Origin of the sequence: Streptomyces sp. NPDC048659, from assembly GCF_040650575.1 — a bacterium.
Taxonomy (GTDB): domain Bacteria; phylum Actinomycetota; class Actinomycetes; order Streptomycetales; family Streptomycetaceae; genus Streptomyces.
Genome location: NZ_JBEZHM010000056.1, coordinates 1 through 17,242 on the forward strand (window position 1 = coordinate 1; position 17,242 = coordinate 17,242).

A 17,242-nucleotide genomic window follows, 5' to 3' on the forward strand; every position below is an offset into this window, starting at 1 on the left:
ACGCCCGGTTACATTCCGAACCCGGAAGCTAAGCCTTTCAGCGCCGATGGTACTGCAGGGGGGACCCTGTGGGAGAGTAGGACGCCGCCGAACAACCCGCCCTTTTAGCTCAGTCGGTAGAGCGTCTCCATGGTAAGGAGAAGGTCAACGGTTCGATTCCGTTAAAGGGCTCAGAGAAAAGGCCCCCGCCATCTGGCGGGGGCCTTTTTGCGTTTCCCGGGCGATGAGAGAGCAAGGGGAGGGGGAGGGCCCAAGCCCTCCGCCTCCCCTTCTTCTAGCGGTTGTGCGGTTCCGGGATACGGAGGGCCAGGATGGCCATGTCGTCCGAGGCCGGCTCCTGGGCGAAGCGTTCGACCGCGCGCAGGACGCGGGAGGCGACCGCGCCGGCCGTCAGGCCCGTACACGACTTGAGGACCTCCGTGAGGCCGTCGTCGCCCAGCATCCTGGTGCCCTCGCGGCGTTCGGTGACGCCGTCCGTGACGCACAGGAGGACGTCGCCCGGGTCCAGGGTGACGGTCTGCTCGTACAGCTCCAGGTCGTCCATGACGCCGAGGAGGGGCTGCGGGTCCGCCGCGGGGCGGACCGTGCCGTCCTGGCTCAGGCGGAGCGGGAGCGGATGGCCGGCGCAGACGACCTTCAGGACCGCCGAGCCGTCCTCCTGCGGGCGCATCTCGCCGTACAGCAGGGTCAGGAAGCGGCTGCGGGCGCCCTCGTCGAGGATCGCCGCGTTGAGGCGCTCCAGGACGGCCGGGCCGCCGAAGCCCTCGCGGGCCAGCAGGCGCAGGGCGTGCCGGGCCAGGCCGGTGACGGCGGCGGCCTCCGGGCCCGTACCGCAGACGTCGCCGATGGCGAAGCCGTACGCGCCGTCGCGGATCGGGAAGAGGTCGTAGAAGTCTCCGCCGACCTCGTTGCCCTCGCCGGCCGCGCGGTAGATGACGTCGACCTCGACACCGGGGACGACGGGGAGGCCCGGCGGCAGCAGGCTGCGCTGGAGGGAGCGGCTGATGGCCGTGCGCTCCGAGTACAGGCGGGCGTTGTCCAGGGCCAGGGCGGCGCGGCGGGAGAGGTCCTCGGCGAGCTCCAGGATCTCCTGGCGGAAGTGGTCGTCCGAGGGCTTGCCGAGGGTCAGCATGCCGATGACGCGGTTGCGGGCCACCAGGGGCAGGACGACCGTCTCGCCGCCCACGGCCGTCGCGGTCGCCAGGGCCGTACCGATGCCGGAGGACACCGGGCCGCCGGGGCCGTCGAGTTCGCGCATCGAGGCGTCCAGGGCCGCGCGGTGCGCGGCGTCGCCCGGGGCGGTCCACACCCGGGCGCCGGGGGTCGTCACCGGGTCGGGCGGGGAGATCGACACGAGGAGGGCCTTCAGGCCGTCGATCAGGTCCTCGTCCTCGTGCAGGACGTAGGAGAGGTACGGGTCGGAAGCCTGGTCCGCGATCGTGTAGACGGCGCACCAGGTGGCCAGGGTCGGGACCGTCATCTGGGCCATCAGGGCCAGGGTCTGGTCGCGGTCGAGGGTGCCGGCCAGCAGGTCGGACGCCTCGACGAGGAAGCTGAGGGAGCCGCGGCGCAGGCGCTCCAGCTCGCCGAGGCGGGCGGACTCGACGGCCAGCGCGATCCGGTCGGCGGCGAACTGGAGGCGCAGGGCCTCCTCGTTGGAGTAGCGGTTGGCGCCTTCCGCGGCGACGCCGAGGGAGCCGGTGAGGCGGCCCTCGACCTTGAGCGGGACCGTGACGACCGAGCGCATCCCGGTGCCTTCGAGGAGGGGTACGGCGCCGGGGACGGCGGCCAGGTCCTCGTGGACGGCGGGCATCCGGGCGGAGCCGTAGCGGCTGGCGCCGGTCTCGACGGGGACGCGGGCGAAGCGCTGGCGGGCGGAGGGCAGGCCCGTGGTGGCCCGTACCTCCAGTTCGGTCTCGTCGTCGGTGGCGAGGAGGAGGAAGGCGGAGTCGCCGTCCAGCATGTCGCGGGCGCGCTCGACCGTGCGCTGGAGGAGGCCGTCGAGGTCGTCGGGGGCCGGGGAGCCGATGAAGACCTCGAAGGGGTCGGCGGCGGTGCGGCTCTCGGGGCCCGCGTCGGCGGCGGCGGGGCGCTGCGGGGTCTGGAGGACGGCGCGCTCGTAGTCGCGGACGAGCAGGCAGACCGTGGACGGCTCGCCCTGGGCGTCGCGGACGCGGAGGTGGGAGGCGTACACGGGGATGACGCGGCCGTCGGCGCAGCGGATGCCGTAGCTGCCCTCCCAGCGGGACAGGCGCAGGGCCTCGGCGAGGCCGGTGCCGATGCCGGGGGTGTGGGGCCAGGCGGCGAGGTCGCCGAGGGGTTTGCCGGTGACCTGCTCGGAGCCGTAGCCGAAGAGCTCCTCGGCGTCCTCGTTCCAGGCGGCGATGGCGCCGCCGCGGTCGATCTGGACGACGGCGACGCGGACGCGGCTCTCGGTGACGGGGAGGAGCGGATCCGGCAGGACGGGGCCCGCGGAGCGGGTGCCGACGGGCCGCTCGGGCAGGTCGAGGTGGAACCAGACGTGCTTGCGGGTGGGGCTGTACTCGACGCCCCAGCGGGTGGCGAGGGCGGCGCAGAGCAGCAGGCCCCGGCCGTTCTCGCGGTCGGGGCCGGTCATGGCGCGGCCCTGCTGGACCGGGATCTCGCGCTCGGGGTAGCGGTCGGCGACCTCGATGCGGACGCCGTCGTCGGCGCGCAGGCAGAGGACGTCGGCGGCGGTGCCGGCGTGGATGACGGCGTTGGTGACGAGTTCGCTGGTGAGGACGACGGCGTCGTCGACGACCTCGGCGTACCCCCAGCCCTGGAGGGTGTCCCGGACGAAGGCCCGGGCGGTGGCCACGGACCGTCCGACGGGATCGAAACTGGCAGCCGCCCGCGCGGTGATCACTGAACTCCTCGTACGCGTCTCGACACCCGGCTCCGCCATGGTCGGTCTGCCCCTCCCGCCGCCTGTGCTCTTTCCGGCCGTCCGTGCCGAACCCCGCCGCCGGGCGGACCGGGGCGGGTGGACAGCCGGATGCCAGGTTACTTACCTTCGCTGTCCCAGCGGATGCCGGTCATCGCTGTTTCCGTCCCTCGGGGGTGGGGACGCTGTGCGAAGCTGCCGAACTGTTATGGCCTGGTTCGGTCACGGTGAAACACTGGGCAGGCTGGTAGCGAGAGACCGAGTGCATGGTCGACCCCTTCGGGAGGGACACGGTGGAGTCTGGCACGACGACGCGGCGCGGTGGCGGTTCGCGGGCGTGGGGGGCCTCCGGTGGCGGGCGGTCCCGGGGTGGCGGCACGGTGCAGGTGGACGCGGCGGCGCTGCAGCGGCTGCTCGGGGCACTGGCGTCGATGCGCGACGGGAACTTCCGCAAGCGGCTGCCGGTCTCCGGCGACGGGGTGATGGCGGAGATCTCCGCCGTCTTCAACGAGCTCGCGGACCGGCAGACGCATCTGACGGGGGAGCTGTCGCGGGTGCGCCGGGTGGTGGGCCGCGAGGGCAAGCTGTCGGAGCGGCTGGAGACCGGGGCCGGCGAGGGGGCGTGGGCGGCGGCCGTGGAGGCCGCGAACGCGCTGGTGGACGAGTTGGCGCGGCCGGTCTCCGAGGTCGGGCGGGTGCTCTCGTCGGTGGCCGAGGGTGATCTGGGGCAGCGGATGGAGCTGCGTTCGGAGGGGGCGGACGGGACGACGCGGCCGTTGCGCGGCGAGTTCCTGAAGGTCGCCCGTACGGTGAACAACCTGGTCGACCAGCTGTCGGTGTTCGCGGACGAGGTGACCCGGGTCGCCCTGGAAGTGGGCACCGAGGGCAAGCTGGGCGGGCAGGCGCAGGTCCGCGGGATGTCGGGTTCGTGGAAGGACCTCACGGACTCGGTCAACACCATGGCGAACCGGCTGACGGCCCAGGTGCGGGACATCGCGCTGGTGACGACGGCGGTCGCGAACGGCGACCTGTCGCAGAAGGTCACGGCGAACGTGGCCGGCGAGATGCTGGAGCTGAAGAACACGGTCAACCGGATGGTGGACCAGCTCTCCTCGTTCTCGTCCGAGGTGACCCGGGTGGCCCGCGAGGTGGGCACGGAGGGGGAGCTGGGCGGTCAGGCCGAGGTGGCCGGGGTCGCCGGGGTGTGGAAGGACCTCACGGATTCCGTCAACACGATGGCGGGAAATCTCACCAATCAGGTGAGGGGTATCGCGGAGGTCACCACGGCGGTGGCCAACGGCGATCTGTCGCAGAAGGTGCGGGTGTCGGCGCGGGGCGAGATCGCGCAGCTCGCGGACACGATCAACCAGATGACGGAGACGCTGCGGACCTTCGCGGACGAGGTGACCCGGGTCTCCGGCGAGGTCGGCGCGCAGGGTCTGCTCGGCGGTCAGGCGCAGGTGCCGGGCGCTGCGGGGACGTGGAAGGACCTGACCGACTCGGTCAACACGGTCTTCCGGAACATCACCACGCAGGTGCGGGACATCGCGCAGGTGACGACGGCGGTGGCCAACGGCGACCTGTCGCAGAAGGTCACGGTGGACGTGGCCGGGGAGATGCTGGAGCTGAAGAACACCGTCAACACGATGGTGGACCAGCTGTCGGCGTTCGGTTCCGAGGTGACCCGGGTGGCGCGGGAGGTCGGCGTCGAGGGTCTGCTGGGCGGTCAGGCCGAGGTGCCGGGCGCGGCGGGGACGTGGAAGGACCTCACCGATTCGGTGAACACGGCGTTCCGCAACCTGACGGGGCAGGTGCGGGACATCGCGCAGGTGACGACGGCGGTGGCCAACGGCGACCTGTCGCAGAAGGTCACGGTCGACGTGGCCGGCGAGATGCTGGAGCTGAAGAACACCGTCAACACGATGGTGTCGCAGCTGTCGTCCTTCGCCGACCAGGTGACCCGGATGGCCAGGGACGTGGGCACGGAGGGCCGCCTCGGCGGCCAGGCCCGGGTCGACGGGGTGTCCGGGCGCTGGCGGGAGCTCACCGACTCGGTGAACTTCATGGCCGGCAACCTGACCTCGCAGGTGCGGCAGATCGCTCAGGTGACGACGGCGGTGGCGCGGGGCGACCTGTCGCAGAAGATCGACGTGGACGCGCGCGGGGAGATCCTGGAGCTGAAGAACACCATCAACACGATGGTCGACCAGCTCTCGGCCTTCGCGGACCAGGTGACCCGGGTGGCCCGCGAGGTGGGTACGGACGGGCGGCTGGGCGGTCAGGCGCAGGTGCCCGGTGTCGCGGGTGTGTGGCGGGACCTGACCGACTCGGTGAACGGCATGGCCGGGAACCTGACGGCGCAGGTGCGCAACATCGCGCAGGTCGCCACGGCGGTGGCGCGGGGCGACCTGTCGCAGAAGATCGACGTGGACGCGCGGGGCGAGATCCTGGAGCTGAAGAACACCCTCAACACGATGGTGGACCAGCTGTCCAGCTTCGCGGACCAGGTGACGAGGGTGGCCCGGGAGGTGGGCACGGAGGGCATCCTGGGCGGTCAGGCCGAGGTGCAGGGCGTCTCCGGCACCTGGAAGGACCTGACCCAGTCGGTGAACTTCATGGCGAACAACCTGACCTTCCAGGTCCGGAACATCGCCGAGGTCACCACGGCGGTCGCGCGCGGCGACCTGTCGAAGAAGATCACCGTCGACGCCAAGGGCGAGATCCTGGAGCTGGTGACGACCGTCAACACGATGGTCGACCAGCTGTCGAACTTCGCCGACGAGGTGACCCGGGTGGCCCGCGAGGTGGGCACCGAGGGCATCCTCGGCGGCCAGGCGCGGGTGCGCGGGGTGACCGGCATCTGGAAGGACCTGAGCGACAACGTCAACCTGATGGCCAACAACCTGACCAGCCAGGTGCGGAACATCTCCCGGGTCTCCGCAGCCGTCGCCAACGGTGACCTGACCAAGAAGGTCACCGTGGACGCGCGCGGCGAGGTCGCCGAGCTCGCCGACACCGTCAACACGATGGTGACGACGCTGTCCTCGTTCGCGGACGAGGTGACCCGGGTGGCCCGCGAGGTGGGCACCGAGGGCGAGCTGGGCGGTCAGGCGCGGGTGCCCGGGGTGTCGGGCACCTGGAAGGACCTGACCGAGTCGGTGAACTCGATGGCCGACAACCTGACGGGTCAGGTGCGACAGATCGCCGCGGTCACCACGGCCATCGCCAAGGGCGACCTCACCAAGAAGATCGACATCGACGCGCGGGGCGAGATCCAGCAGCTGAAGAGCACCATCAACACGATGGTCGACCAGCTGTCGAACTTCGCGGAGGAGGTCACCCGGGTGGCCCGCGAGGTGGGCACGGACGGGCAGCTGGGCGGTCAGGCCCGGGTGCGGGACGTCGAGGGCACCTGGTCGGACCTCACCCAGTCGGTGAACGAGATGGCCGGGAACCTGACCCGTCAGGTGCGGGCCATCGCGGCGGTCGCGACGGCGGTGACGCGCGGCGACCTCAACGTGAAGATCGACGGCGTGGACGCGGCCGGTGAGATCCAGGCGCTCCAGGACAACATCAACACGATGATCTCCAACCTGCGCGACACCACCCTCGCCAACGACGAGCAGGACTGGCTCAAGGGCAACCTGGCGCGCATCTCCGGCCTGATGCAGGGCCGGCGGGACCTGGAGGACGTGGCCTCGCTCATCATGAGCGAGCTGACCCCGGTGGTCTCGGCGCAGCACGGCGCCTTCTTCGTGGCGATGCCGACGGGCTCCGCGCACAACGACGCCGAGCCGCTGGGCGAGGGGGAGGGCTCGTACGAGCTGCGGATGCGCGGCAGTTACGGCTACTCCGCCGGGTCGATGCCGACCTCGTTCCGGCCCGGGGAGACGCTGATCGGGACGGCGGCGGAGGAGAAGCGGACCATCCAGGTCAACGTGCCGCCGGGCTACCTGAAGATCTCGTCCGGGCTCGGCGAGGCGGCCCCGGCGCATGTGATCGTGCTGCCGGTGCTGTTCGAGGGGCGGGTGCTCGGGGTCATCGAGCTGGCGTCCTTCCAGCCGTTCACGCAGATCCAGCGGGACTTCCTCAACCAGATCGCGGAGCTGATCGCGACGACGGTCAACACGATCAGCGTCAACACCCGTACCGAGGTGCTGCTCCAGCAGTCGCAGGAGCTCACCGAGCAGCTGCGGGAGCGGTCGGCGGAGCTGGAGCACCGGCAGAAGGAGCTGCAGAACTCCAACGCGGAGCTGGAGGACAAGGCGGAGCTGCTGGCCCGTCAGAACCGGGACATCGAGGTGAAGAACACCGAGATCGAGGAGGCCCGGCAGGTCCTGGAGGAGCGCGCCGAGCAGCTCGCGGTCTCGATGCGCTACAAGTCCGAGTTCCTGGCGAACATGTCGCACGAGCTGCGCACCCCGCTCAACTCGCTGCTGATCCTGGCGAAGCTGCTCGCGGACAACGCGGACACCAACCTGACGCCGAAGCAGGTGGAGTTCGCCGAGACGATCCACGGGGCCGGCTCCGATCTGCTCCAGCTGATCAACGACATCCTGGACCTGTCGAAGGTCGAGGCGGGCAAGATGGACGTCTCGCCGACCCGGATCGCGCTGGTGCAGCTCGTCGACTACGTGGAGGCGACCTTCCGGCCGCTGACCGCGGAGAAGGGGCTGGACTTCTCGGTGCGGGTGTCGCCCGAGCTGCCGGCCACGCTGCACACCGACGAGCAGCGGCTGCTCCAGGTGCTGCGCAACCTGCTGTCCAACGCGGTGAAGTTCACCGACACGGGCGCGGTGGAGCTGGTGATCCGGCCGGCGGGCGCGGACGTGCCGCAGTCGATCCGGGAGCAGCTCCTGGAGGCGGGGACGCTGCGCGACCCGGACGCGGACCTGATCGCGTTCTCGGTGACGGACACCGGCATCGGCATCGCGCCGGGCAAGATGCGGGTGATCTTCGAGGCGTTCAAGCAGGCGGACGGCACGACCAGCCGCAAGTACGGGGGTACGGGGCTTGGCCTGTCGATCAGCCGGGAGATCGCGCGGCTGCTGGGCGGCGAGATCCACGCGGCGAGCGAGCCGGGCCGCGGCTCGACGTTCACGCTCTATCTGCCGCTGAGCCCCGGTCAGCCGGCGCACCCCGGGCACGGGCACGAACTGCCGGAGACCGCCGAGGCGCACGCGCCGGTGGGGGAGTTCGGCGACGGGCTGGTGCACTTCGCGCCGGCGCCGCCCGCCGAGGCGCGGTCCGGGGCGCTGTTCCGGCACCGGCGCAAGGCGGTCGAGCAGCAGCGGACGGCCGCCCCCGGGCAGCCGGAGCGGACCGGCGCGGCCGAGGCGGAGGAGCGGCACGAGCCCGCTCCGCGCCGCAGCTTCGGCTTCGCGGGGGAGAAGGTGCTGATCGTCGACGACGACATCCGCAACGTCTTCGCCCTCACCAGCGTCCTGGAGCAGCACGGGCTCGCGGTGCTGTACGCGGAGAACGGGCGCGAGGGCATCGAGGTGCTGGAGCAGCACGAGGACGTGTCGGTCGTGCTGATGGACATCATGATGCCGGAGATGGACGGGTACGCGACGACGACGGCGATCCGGCGGATGCCGCAGTTCGCGGGGCTGCCGATCATCGCGCTGACGGCGAAGGCGATGAAGGGCGACAAGGAGAAGGCGCTGGAGTCGGGCGCCTCGGCCTATGTGACCAAGCCCGTCGACCCGGACTATCTGCTGACCGAGATGGAGAAGTGGATGCGGGACGGGGAGGGCTGAGCCGGGCCCGTGGCACCGGTCGGCCGGCGGGAGTCCGGCGGACCGGTGCCATCCGGGTGTGAGAGGCCCGGGGACGGGGAACCTTCTGGTCTCCCACCGCGTTCGACGTACGGGCACGGGGCCGTGCTCAGTGACAATGCGGTGACAGGGTGTGGCGACGGGCGGGGTGCGGCTACGATGACCGGCACAAGGACGGACGGCGCATGGGAGTCGTCTTCTGGGGCGGCGCCAGGTGCTTCCCCCGGCTCGCGGAGCCGGAGCGAGACAGTGCCGGGGCGAGGAGGACGGGGCATGGTGCAGAAGGCCAAGATCCTCCTGGTCGATGACCGGCCGGAGAATCTGCTGGCGCTGGAGGCCATTCTCTCGGCGCTCGATCAGACGCTGGTGCGGGCATCGTCCGGGGAGGAAGCGCTCAAGGCGCTGCTGACCGACGACTTCGCGGTCATCCTGCTGGACGTCCAGATGCCCGGCATGGACGGGTTCGAGACGGCGGCGCACATCAAGCGGCGCGAGCGGACCCGGGACATCCCGATCATCTTCCTGACCGCGATCAACCACGGCCCGCACCACACCTTCCGGGGGTACGCGGCGGGCGCGGTCGACTACATCTCGAAGCCGTTCGACCCGTGGGTGCTGCGGGCCAAGGTCTCCGTCTTCGTCGAGCTGTACATGAAGAACTGTCAGCTCCGCGAGCAGGCGGCGCTGCTGCGGCTCTAGCTGGAGGGCGGCGGGCACAACGGGCACGCCAAGGAGTCCGCGGGGCTGCTCGCCGAGCTCTCCGCCCGGCTGGCGGCGGTCGAGGAGCAGGCCGAGGCGCTGTCCAAACAGCTCGACGACGACTCCGCCGACGCGGCGGCCGTCGCCACCGCGGCCCATCTGGAGCGCAAGCTGACCGGGCTCCGCCGGGCGCTCGACGCGCTGGAGCCGGGCACGGGCGGCACGGCCACGCTGCCCGCGCAGGGCTGACCCGGCGTCACCCCGCCACGCCGAGGGCCGGCGCGGAACATCGGCCGAACGGTATCGGCCGTGAGCCTGTGTCAGTTTCGCGCCCCGTAGCGGCGACACGAACGGGTGAGCTGTTTCCCCGGCCGCGTACACCGGTAACCTCAGCATCATGGCCTCACGTACGTCCGGCAAGGGTTCCCAGGGCACGGCGGGCACCGCGAAGCCGCGCGCCGGCCGTACGACCGGCACCGCGAAGAAGGCGGTGCCCGCGAAGGCGCCCGCCAAGCCTGCCGCGAAGAAGGCGCCCGCCAAGAAGGCGGCGCCCGCCAAGCGCGCGCCCGCGCGCAAGACCGCCGCGAAGAAGGCCGCGCCGCGCCCCGCGCCGTCCCCGACCGGGGGCCTCTACCGGCTCGTGCGCGGGCTCTGGCTCGGTCTCGCGCACGGTGTCGGCGCGATGTTCCGGGGGATAGGGCGCGGAGCGAAGGGTCTCGACCCGGCGCACCGCAAGGACGGCATGGCGCTGCTGCTGCTCGGCGTCGCCCTGATCGTCGCCGCCGGGACCTGGTCCAACCTGCGCGGTCCCGTCGGCGACCTGGTCGAGATGCTGGTCACCGGCGCCTTCGGGCGGCTGGACCTGCTGGTCCCGCTGCTGGTCGGCGCGATCGGCGTCCGGCTGATCCTCCACCCGGAGAAGCCCGAGGCCAACGGGCGGATCGCGATCGGGCTGTCGGCGCTGGTCGTCGGCGTGCTCGGGCAGGTGCACATCGCCTGCGGCTCGCCCGGCCGCGAGGACGGCACCAAGGCCATGCAGGACGCCGGCGGGCTCATCGGCTGGGCCGCCTCCAAGCCGCTCGTCTTCATGATGGGCGAGGTCCTCGCGGTGCCCCTGCTGGTGCTGCTCACGCTCTTCGGGCTGCTCGTCGTCACCGCCACCCCGGTCAACGCGATCCCGCAGCGGCTGCGCGCCCTCGGCGCCCGGCTCGGGATCGTCGAGCCGGAGTACGAGCCGGAGCACGACGACCTGGGCGACGCGCGCGACGCGTACGGCGACGACTGGCGCGAGGCGGGGCCCGGTCCCGCGCGCCCGGCGCGCCGGCGTGCGCCCGGCGCGGGGCCGGGCTACGACCCGGACGGGGCCGACCGGGCGGAGGCCGCGGCCCTGGAGCGGCGCGGCCGGCGCCGTACGCCGTCCTCGTCGGCCTTCGACACGGGCGGGCTCGACCCGGTCGACGTGGCCGCCGCGGCCGCCGCCGCCCTGGACGGGGCCGTCCTCAACGGGATGCCGCCCTCGCCGCTGGTCGCCGATCTGACCCGGGACCTGACCGCCGACCGCGCCGCCGCCGTCGCGGCAGCCGCCGCCGAGGCCGCGGAGGCGCCCGGGGCTCCCGCGAAGCCGGTGCCGACCGCGCGCGGCGCGAAGGGGGCCGGGGAGCGGGCGTCCGGGGGAGTGCCGGACCTGACGAAGCCGGCGCCCGAGCCGACCGACCTGCCCGCGCGCGCCGAGCAGCTCCAGCTCTCCGGCGACATCACGTACTCGCTGCCGTCCATGGACCTGCTGGAGCGCGGCGGGCCCGGCAAGACCCGGAGCGCCGCCAACGACCTGATCGTCGAGTCGCTGACCAACGTCTTCGCCGAGTTCAAGGTGGACGCGGCCGTCACCGGCTTCACCCGGGGCCCGACGGTCACCCGCTACGAGGTGGAGCTCGGCCCGGCGGTCAAGGTCGAGAAGATCACCGCGCTGACCAAGAACATCGCGTACGCCGTGGCCAGCCCCGACGTGCGGATCATCTCGCCGATCCCCGGCAAGTCAGCCGTCGGCATCGAGATCCCGAACACCGACCGCGAGATGGTCAACCTCGGCGACGTGCTGCGGCTGGCCGAGGCGGCGGAGGACGACCACCCGATGCTGGTGGCGCTCGGCAAGGACGTCGAGGGCGGCTACGTGATGGCCAACCTGGCGAAGATGCCGCACATCCTGGTCGCCGGCGCCACCGGCTCCGGCAAGTCCTCGTGCATCAACTGCCTGATCACCTCGGTGATGATAAGGGCGACCCCGGAGGACGTCCGGATGGTGCTCGTCGACCCCAAGCGGGTCGAGCTCACCGCGTACGAGGGCATCCCGCACCTGATCACGCCGATCATCACCAACCCGAAGCGGGCCGCCGAGGCCCTCCAGTGGGTCGTGCGCGAGATGGACCTGCGCTACGACGACCTGGCCGCCTTCGGCTTCCGGCACATCGACGACTTCAACCAGGCGATCCGCGACGGCAAGGTCCAGCTCCCGCCGGGCAGCGAGCGCGAGCTCAAGCCGTACCCGTACCTCCTGGTGATCGTCGACGAGCTCGCCGACCTGATGATGGTGGCCCCCCGGGACGTCGAGGACGCCATCGTCCGGATCACCCAGCTGGCCCGCGCGGCCGGCATCCACCTGGTGCTCGCGACCCAGCGGCCCTCCGTGGACGTCGTCACCGGTCTGATCAAGGCGAACGTGCCCTCCCGGCTCGCCTTCGCCACCTCCTCGCTCGCCGACAGCCGGGTCATCCTCGACCAGCCGGGCGCCGAGAAGCTGATCGGCAAGGGCGACGGCCTGTTCCTGCCGATGGGCGCGAACAAGCCGACCCGTATGCAGGGCGCCTTCGTCACCGAGGCCGAGGTCGCCGTCGTCGTCCAGCACTGCAAGGACCAGATGGCGCCCGTCTTCCGGGACGACGTCACCGTCGGCACCAAGCAGAAGAAGGAGATCGACGAGGAGATCGGCGACGACCTGGACCTGCTGTGCCAGGCCGCCGAGCTGGTCGTCTCGACCCAGTTCGGCTCCACCTCGATGCTCCAGCGCAAGCTGCGGGTCGGCTTCGCCAAGGCCGGCCGGCTGATGGACCTGATGGAGTCGCGCAACATCGTCGGGCCGAGCGAGGGCTCCAAGGCCCGGGACGTGCTCGTCAAGCCGGACGAGCTGGACGGGGTGCTGGCCGTGATCCGCGGGGAGTCCGACGGCTGAGCGGGGGAGTCCGACGGTCGAGGGGAGTGGCCGGAAGACGCCGTGACGAGACCGGGGCGAGACTCACTCGTAAGGGAGCGGGGGCAACCGTTTCCCTTGGGCGTACGTCAAGTTGGAGGGAGGGACAGGACGATGTCCCAGCCTCATGGCGTACAAACGACGCCCGCCCGGTTGCCCCACCCTTTCGTACCACCCATAGACTGAACGTCCAGCAGGTGGCTACACGCTCGAAAGGCGCTCTCGTGTCCATCGGCAACTCCCCCGAATCCCCCGAGGACGACCGGAACTTCCCGGCAGATGACCGGGATTCGATCGGTCGCGCCCTCCAGCAGGCCCGTGTCGCCGCCGGTCTCACCGTCGAAGAGGTCAGCGCCTCCACCCGAGTGCGCGTGCCGATCGTGCACGCGATCGAGGAGGACGACTTCTCGCGCTGCGGCGGCGACGTCTACGCCCGCGGGCACATCCGCACCCTCGCGCGCGCCGTCCGGCTCGATCCGGCCCCCCTGATCGAGCAGTACGACGCCGAGCACGGCGGCCGGCCCGCCCCGACCCCCGCGGCGCCGCTCTTCGAGGCGGAGCGCATCCGCCCCGAGCCGCGCCGACCCAACTGGACCGCCGCCATGGTCGCCGCGATCGTGGCCGTCGTCGGCTTCGTCGGCTTCACCATGTTCAACGGCAACGACGTGCGCGGCAACGGCGCGGTCGCCGAGGGCCCCGCCCCGGCGCCCAAGGCCACCGCCAGCGCCAAGCCCAAGCCGGTGAAGCCCGCCCCCAAGCCCGCGCCCTCCGAGAGCGCCATCGCGGCGGTCCCGCAGGACAAGGTCACCGTGAAGCTCACCGCGACCGACGACAAGAGCTGGATCTCGGCCAAGGCGCACGACGGCAAGCTGCTCTTCGACGGGCTGCTCCTGCCGGGCGAGTCCAAGACCTTCCAGGACGACGAGCGCGTGGACCTCATCCTCGGCAACGCCGGGCCGATCGAGCTCTACGTCAACGGCAAGAAGGTCCAGGACACCTTCGAGTCCGGCCAGGTCGAGCGCCTGTCGTACACGAAGGGCGACCCCGAGGCCGGGTGATCCCGGTGACGTGAGTGACGAGGGTGAACCCTGCGCGACGGAGGTACGGCCGGGACGAAGTAGTCTTGAGTCCATGCCCGAACGCCGTACCGTCGCCCTTGTCACTCTCGGCTGCGCCCGTAACGAGGTGGACTCGGAGGAGCTCGCAGGCCGCTTGGCAGCGGACGGCTGGGAGCTCGTCGAATCCGCCGAGGACGCAGACGTCGCCGTCGTCAACACCTGTGGCTTCGTCGAAGCCGCCAAGAAGGACTCCGTCGACGCCCTCCTCGAAGCCAATGATCTGAAGGACCACGGCCGCACCCAGGCCGTCGTCGCCGTCGGCTGTATGGCCGAGCGCTACGGCAAGGAACTCGCCGACGCGCTCCCCGAGGCCGACGGCGTGCTCGGCTTCGACGACTACGCCGACATCTCCAACCGCCTCCAGACCATCCTCAGCGGCGGCAGTGTCGAGGCGCACACCCCGCGTGACCGGCGCAGCCTGCTGCCGCTGTCCCCGGTGGAGCGCCAGAAGGCCGCCACGTCGGTGGCCCTGCCCGGCCACGGGGCCTCAGCGGCCGCCGAGGCCCCGCAGGCGCCCGAGGCGCCCGTCGCCCCGGAGAACGTGCCGACCGACCTCCCCGACGGCCTGGCGCCCGCCTCCGGCCCCCGCGCGCCCCTGCGCCGCCGCCTGGACACCAGCCCGGTGGCCTCCGTGAAGCTGGCCTCCGGCTGCGACCGCCGCTGCTCCTTCTGCGCCATCCCGTCCTTCCGCGGCTCCTTCGTCTCGCGCCGCCCCTCGGACGTGCTGAACGAGACGCGCTGGCTCGCCGAGCAGGGTGTGAAGGAGGTCATGCTGGTCTCCGAGAACAACACCTCGTACGGCAAGGACCTCGGCGACATCCGCCTCCTGGAGAGCCTGCTGCCCGAGCTGGCCGCCGTCGACGGCATCGAGCGCGTCCGGGTCAGCTACCTGCAGCCCGCCGAGATGCGCCCCGGCCTGATCGACGTGCTCACCTCGACCGAGAAGGTCGTCCCGTACTTCGACCTGTCCTTCCAGCACAGCGCCCCGGACGTGCTGCGGGCGATGCGCCGCTTCGGCGACACCGACCGCTTCCTGGAGCTCCTGGAGACCATCCGCTCCAAGGCCCCGACCGCCGGCGCCCGCTCCAACTTCATCGTCGGCTTCCCCGGCGAGACCGAGGCGGACTTCGCCGAGCTGGAACGCTTCGTCACCCACGCCCGCCTCGACGCCATCGGCGTCTTCGGCTACTCCGACGAGGACGGCACCGAGGCCGCCACGTACGAGCACAAGCTCGACCAGGACGTCGTCGACGCGCGCCTCGCGCACCTCTCCCGGCTCGCCGAGGAGCTCACCGCCCAGCGCGCGGAGGAGCGGATCGGCGAGACCCTGGAGGTGCTGGTCGAGTCCTTCGACGAGGAGGCCGACGGCTGGATCGGCCGCGCCGCGCACCAGGCGCCCGAGACCGACGGCCAGGTGCTGCTCCCGGCGGACTCCGCCGAGGGCCTCGGCCTGGCCCCGGGCCGCATGGTCACGGCCAAGGTCGTGGACACCGAGGGCGTCGACCTGGTGGCCGAGTGCTGCGACGTCCTGGGCGAGCCCCAGGGCCCCGGAGCCGAGGAGGCGGCCAGATGACCGGAGTCCCGGCATCCGCGACGGGCGGGTCCGGTACGCCGGCGCCCCGCGGCAAGCTGGGCACTGCGGCCGTCGAGCAGGCGGGCCTCTGGAACATCGCGAACATCCTCACCATGGTCCGGCTCGTGCTCGTGCCCGGCTTCGTGGTGCTGCTCTTCCAGGACGGCGGGCACGACCCGGCCTGGCGCGCCTGGGCGTGGGCGGCGTTCGCCGTCGCCATGATCACCGACGTCTTCGACGGGCACCTGGCGCGCACGTACAACCTGGTCACCGACTTCGGGAAGATCGCCGACCCGATCGCCGACAAGGCGATCATGGCGGCCGGCCTGGTCTCCCTGTCGTACCTCGGCGACCTGCCGTGGTGGGTCACCGGCGTGATCCTCGCCCGGGAGCTGGGGATCACCCTGATGCGGTTCTGGGTGATCCGGCACGGGGTCATCCCGGCCAGCCGCGGCGGCAAGATGAAGACCCTCGCGCAGGGCACGGCGGTCGGCATGTACGTGCTGATGCTCACCGGTCCACTCGCCACCCTGCGCTTCTGGGTGATGGCGGTGGCCGTCGTGCTGACGGTCGTCACCGGACTCGACTACGTCCGGCAGGCCGTCGTGCTGCGCCGCCGAGGACTGGCCGCGGAGCGCGCGGCGGCGGCCGCGGAGGCGGACGGACGATGAACGAAGCCGCCCGGGTGCTGGAGCTGCTCGCGGAACGGGGCCAGACGCTGGCCGCCGCGGAGTCCCTCACGGGCGGTCTGGTGGCCGCGGAGCTGACCGGGGTCCCCGGGGCCTCGAAAACCTTCCGCGGCTCCGTCACGGCCTACGCGACACCGCTCAAGGCGCTGCTGCTCGGCGTCGACGGCACCCTTCTGGCGGAGCGCGGCGCGGTCGATCCCGAGGTCGCGCTGCAGATGGCGGCGGGTGTGCGGACCCGACTGGGGGCCGACTGGGGCATCGCGACCACCGGGGTCGCGGGGCCCGATCCGCAGGACGGACAGCCCGTGGGGACGGTCTACGTGGCCGTCGCCGGGCCCTCGGGGGAGCGCTGCGGGGCGGGCAAGGTGGCCTCGTTGCGATTGAACGGCGATCGCGCGGAAATCCGTAGAGAGAGCGTGCGGAGCGTGCTCGAATTGCTCCGAGAGCTGCTCGGCGGAGAACACCCGGAAAATGCGCGGGCACAGGATACGGAACAGAACGGGGGAGATTGATGTTTGCAGCCATGAGTGAACACGACATCGCTCCCCGCACGGCCGCGGCGCGAGGCGGTACGGTGGGGCGTGAAGGATGCGGCTACGCGGTCCGAGGAGGGAGCCACCGATGATTCTGCTCCGTCGCCTGTTGGGTGACGTGCTGCGTCGGCAGCGCCAGCGCCAGGGCCGTACTCTGCGCGAAGTCTCCTCGTCCGCCCGAGTCTCACTCGGCTATCTCTCCGAGGTGGAGCGGGGGCAGAAGGAGGCTTCCTCCGAGCTGCTCTCCGCGATCTGCGACGCGCTGGACGTACGGATGTCCGAGCTCATGCGAGAAGTCAGCGACGAGCTGTCACTGGCCGAACTGGCCGCGTCGGCAGCGGCGAGCGAACCGGTGCCGTCGCCGGTCCGCCCGATGCTGAACGCGGTTTCGGTGACGTCGGTGTCCACCGAGCGGGTGACCATCAAGGCGCCCGCCGAGGCAGTGGACGTCGTCGCGGCCTGAGGCCGACGATTTCGATGGTGCGCGACCGAGCCCCGGTCGGCATCCCCTGAGGGGGTGCCGGGCGGGGCTTTCGCTTGGGGTGAGGGCGGCTGGGGCGGGATCGGTTTTCCGGACCGGGGGGATCGGCCTTCTGGAGATGCCGGGTCCCGGTGGGGCGTGCCATGGTGGGGGCACGGCGGGGGGACGGACGACCGGCAGGAGACCCCTATGCCCCACGCCTGCGCGATACGGCGCTCGA

8 protein-coding genes, 1 tRNA gene, 1 rRNA gene and 1 pseudogene are annotated in these 17,242 nt (G+C 71.7%); 10 read left to right on the forward strand and 1 reads right to left on the reverse strand.

From position 1 onward, the window contains the following. Both rrf and AB0C99_RS31725 read left to right on the forward strand, forming a co-directional pair. A 5S ribosomal RNA gene (gene rrf / locus AB0C99_RS31720) occupies positions 1-93 on the forward strand; the annotation flags it as partial. Between the two features lie 5 nt (positions 94-98). Beyond that, a tRNA-Thr gene (locus AB0C99_RS31725) sits at positions 99-171 on the forward strand. Positions 172-274: 103 nt separating this feature from the next. On the opposite strand, the gene AB0C99_RS31730 is transcribed toward AB0C99_RS31725, so the two are convergent. Beyond that, positions 275-2,926 (reverse strand): SpoIIE family protein phosphatase, encoded by a 2,652-nt coding sequence (locus AB0C99_RS31730; protein ID WP_362482527.1) that lies wholly within the window; start codon positions 2,924-2,926, stop codon positions 275-277. 410 nt (positions 2,927-3,336) lie between these two features. Here AB0C99_RS31730 and AB0C99_RS31735 point away from each other — a divergent pair, with 410 nt between their 5' ends. From AB0C99_RS31735 to AB0C99_RS31770, 8 genes and pseudogenes are all read left to right on the forward strand, one after another. Beyond that, complete coding sequence (locus AB0C99_RS31735; RefSeq protein WP_362482637.1) at positions 3,337-8,667, forward strand: HAMP domain-containing protein; 5,331 nt, start codon at positions 3,337-3,339, stop codon at positions 8,665-8,667. Between the two features lie 291 nt (positions 8,668-8,958). Next, a pseudogene (locus AB0C99_RS31740) lies at positions 8,959-9,633 on the forward strand (response regulator). A gap of 148 nt (positions 9,634-9,781) precedes the next feature. Continuing rightward, a complete protein-coding gene (locus AB0C99_RS31745; protein WP_362482529.1) occupies positions 9,782-12,610 on the forward strand; it encodes a DNA translocase FtsK in 2,829 nt (942 codons plus the stop codon). A 242-nt stretch (positions 12,611-12,852) separates the two neighbouring features. Continuing rightward, a complete protein-coding gene (locus AB0C99_RS31750; protein ID WP_362482532.1) occupies positions 12,853-13,686 on the forward strand; it encodes a helix-turn-helix domain-containing protein in 834 nt (277 codons plus the stop codon). 73 nt (positions 13,687-13,759) lie between these two features. After that, entirely contained in the window at positions 13,760-15,319 is a 1,560-nt protein-coding gene (rimO, locus tag AB0C99_RS31755; RefSeq protein ID WP_362482534.1) for a 30S ribosomal protein S12 methylthiotransferase RimO, read from the forward strand. Then, positions 15,316-15,990 carry a CDP-diacylglycerol--glycerol-3-phosphate 3-phosphatidyltransferase gene (gene pgsA / locus AB0C99_RS31760; RefSeq protein WP_362482536.1) on the forward strand — a complete coding sequence of 225 codons (675 nt, stop codon included), beginning with the start codon at positions 15,316-15,318 and terminating at the stop codon, positions 15,988-15,990. The genes rimO and pgsA overlap by 4 nt, the downstream gene beginning before the upstream one ends. Continuing rightward, the gene (locus AB0C99_RS31765; RefSeq protein WP_362482539.1) at positions 15,987-16,520 is read left to right on the forward strand and encodes a CinA family protein; all 534 of its coding nucleotides are present in this window, start codon (positions 15,987-15,989) and stop codon (positions 16,518-16,520) included. The genes pgsA and AB0C99_RS31765 overlap by 4 nt, the downstream gene beginning before the upstream one ends. 109 nt (positions 16,521-16,629) lie before the next feature. After that, positions 16,630-17,004 carry a helix-turn-helix transcriptional regulator gene (locus tag AB0C99_RS31770; RefSeq protein WP_362482542.1) on the forward strand — a complete coding sequence of 125 codons (375 nt, stop codon included), beginning with the start codon at positions 16,630-16,632 and terminating at the stop codon, positions 17,002-17,004. Positions 17,005-17,242: the final 238 nt, after the last annotated feature.

Bases quoted from the DNA above. Each gene is read 5' to 3' on its own strand.
- rimO (WP_362482534.1), top strand. From the start codon at position 13,760: ATGCCCGAACGCCGTACCGTCGCCCTTGTCACTCTCGGCTGCGCCCGT.
- AB0C99_RS31730 (WP_362482527.1), bottom strand. From the start codon at position 2,926: ATGGCGGAGCCGGGTGTCGAGACGCGTACGAGGAGTTCAGTGATCACC.
- AB0C99_RS31735 (WP_362482637.1), top strand. From the start codon at position 3,337: ATGCGCGACGGGAACTTCCGCAAGCGGCTGCCGGTCTCCGGCGACGGG.
- AB0C99_RS31765 (WP_362482539.1), top strand. From the start codon at position 15,987: ATGAACGAAGCCGCCCGGGTGCTGGAGCTGCTCGCGGAACGGGGCCAG.
- pgsA (WP_362482536.1), top strand. From the start codon at position 15,316: ATGACCGGAGTCCCGGCATCCGCGACGGGCGGGTCCGGTACGCCGGCG.
- AB0C99_RS31745 (WP_362482529.1), top strand. From the start codon at position 9,782: ATGGCCTCACGTACGTCCGGCAAGGGTTCCCAGGGCACGGCGGGCACC.
- AB0C99_RS31770 (WP_362482542.1), top strand. From the start codon at position 16,630: ATGATTCTGCTCCGTCGCCTGTTGGGTGACGTGCTGCGTCGGCAGCGC.